The organism is Arthrospira sp. PCC 8006, assembly GCF_046480465.1.
GTDB lineage: Bacteria > Cyanobacteriota > Cyanobacteriia > Cyanobacteriales > Microcoleaceae > Limnospira > Limnospira platensis.
In genome coordinates, this window is sequence record NZ_PKGG01000392.1 from 1 (window position 1) to 2,452 (window position 2,452).

Below are 2,452 nucleotides of genomic sequence, written 5' to 3' on the forward strand. Positions count from 1 at the left end.
TTCCGTTCCACGCTTCAATCCTCSGGTNTGTGATTCCCAAAACTGGGGGTGGCTATCGCCGTTACCCTAATTTCCTAACTTTACTTATCCATTTATGGGCTTCCTATAAGGAATTTGTATGAGTTAGTTCGTTTTGACCTTGGGTTCCCTGCCTTGTTTTGTATATTTCTATACCAAACGTTGGGACATATAAACAGTTATGGAGATGGTCAGAGGCAAGCCTCTTGTATTCAACCAAGGGGTTGAATATAAGGAGCGTACTCCTGACCATCCCTATAACTGTTTATATGTCCCAAAGCGAAAGCAAGGCAGGGAACTCAAGGTCAATTCCACAAAGAAAATCGCAATACTCAATTATATAACATGGAGGATTAAAACCACTTGGGCGATTGTGGAAAAGAGTAACGGCGATAGCCACCCCCAGATTCAGGAATCATACCCCGTCAGATTGAAGCGGGGAACGGAAGGCGTGAGGGAAAACCTATTCCCAAAATTCCGACCACTGCCAACCATCCATGACTAAGGAAATCTGAATGTCCGACTTGAACCATCGTCAACAGCAGGCAGCGAAATAGGTTGATACACTGCGCTCAAAAGAGTAAGGGGAAAAGTAGGAGGCTCTTTGAACTACCTACACAGACCTTTAAAAGTACCCCGGTGGAAAGGACAAGTCTAAAGATGGAATGCCCATATAAACGGAACGTTTTAACCCCTTCTAGGCTCTGACAATCTGGTCGAGAAAGTCAGTAGTGAAAGTGTAAGCGCAAGCCTATTAGGGGGTGAGATGTGACCAGAAGCCAAAGCCATACTGTAATGGTAAGGATATGCTAACGGGTCACGGTTTGATTGTAAAGAATAGAGTCTAGTAGGAGTTACTATGACGAAAGCGAGTTTAAAGAAAGGATTTGAGAAATCAAAACCAATCAAGACGTGCGTTTGTATGGAAACAAATCCCATGGGCGAAAGTCCAGAGGAAAGTTTTCAAGCTCCAAAAGAGGATATTTCAAGCAGCTAAATCGGGACAGGACGCGAAGGCAAGAAGGTGGCAACGTCTATTGGTGAAGTCATATTATGCCCGACTCTTAGCAGTGCGGCGAGTGACTCAAGATAATCAAGGCAAGAAAACAGCCGGAGTCGATGGAATGAAAGCAATTTCGCCAAGACAAAGGTTTGAACTTGTTAAGAACATTAAAGGAAACCTCAAAGCAAAAGCACTTAGGAGAGTATGGATACCAAAACCTGGTAGGGATGAAAAAAGCTGGAATAGGCATTCCTACAATCCAAGATAGAGCAAGGCAAGCCTTGGTTAAATCGGCTCTCGAACCTGAATGGGAATCGAGATTTGAAGACACAAGCTATGGGTTCCGACCTGGTCGGTCTGCCCAAGATGCAATAGAACGAATCTATCTATGTATTAAGCATAGTAGTTATTATGTATTGGACGCAGATATAGCAAAATGCTTTGACCGAATAAACCATGATTACCTACTGTCTAAAATTCATTGTCCAAGCAGCCTGAAAAGAGACCTAAAACAATGGCTCAAAGCAGGTGTACTAGATAACGGYGTATTYGAGGATACWGAAACAGGGACACCYCAAGGAGRGGTAATAAGTCCAATACTCGCCAACATYGCACTGGATGGCATGGYTAGATTAATTGAAACAACGTATCCAAAAGTAAAAGGGGTTGTGCGAGACGTTTAGGAATCAAATAAGGCTGAAATGCCTGAAATAACTTCCTAGTGGGACTTTCACCCCTCGGTGAAATATAAGGGACTCGTACCCTGACCATCCCATAACTGTTTATATGTCCCAACGTTTGGTATAGAAATATACAAAACAAGGCAGGGAACTCAAGGTCAAAACGCAAAATCTGAAATCTTAACGATTCCTTAACAATTGCGTTGAGAGTAACGGCGATAGCCACCCCCAGTTTTGGGAATCATAACCCCAGGATTGAAGCGGGGAACGGAAGGCGTGAAGTAGAACCTACTACCAAATGCGACCACTGTCAACCATCCATGATTAGGGAAACCGAATGTCCGGCTTGAACCATCGTAATTACTTAGCAGCGAAATAGGTTGATACGCTGCGCCCAAAAGGGTAAGGGGAAAAGTAGGGTTTTTACCGCAACACCTACACAGACTTTTAAAAGTACCCCGGTGGATAGGACAAGTCTAAAGATGGAATGCCCATATAAACGGAACGTTTTAAGTMCTCCTGGACTCTGATTATCTGGTCGAGATATCAGTAGTGACAAATGTAAGCGCAAGTCCTAGAGGATGTGAGATGTAACCAGAAGCCAACGCCCTACTGTAATGGTAGGGATATGCTAACAGGTTACGGTTTGATTGTAAGGATAGAGTCTAGTAGGTGTACAAATGGTGATAGCGAGTTTAAAGAAAGGATTTGGGAAACCCAGACCAATCAAGACTACGAACAACGCATGGAA

Annotated in this window: 2 protein-coding genes and 1 pseudogene; all 3 read left to right on the forward strand. The window is 43.6% G+C overall.

The window, feature by feature from the left end:
* Positions 1-877: 877 nt before the first annotated feature.
* Positions 878-1,015, forward strand: coding sequence for a hypothetical protein (locus B9T16_RS27810; RefSeq protein ID WP_006669235.1), 138 nt, complete (start codon positions 878-880; stop codon positions 1,013-1,015).
* Entirely contained in the window at positions 999-1,289 is a 291-nt protein-coding gene (locus tag B9T16_RS27815; protein ID WP_410246299.1) for a reverse transcriptase N-terminal domain-containing protein, read from the forward strand. Before B9T16_RS27810 ends, B9T16_RS27815 begins: the two co-directional genes overlap by 17 nt.
* Positions 1,249-1,677, forward strand: a pseudogene (locus tag B9T16_RS27820) (reverse transcriptase domain-containing protein); the annotation flags it as partial. The gene B9T16_RS27815 and the pseudogene B9T16_RS27820, both read left to right, overlap by 41 nt.
* Positions 1,678-2,452: the final 775 nt, after the last annotated feature.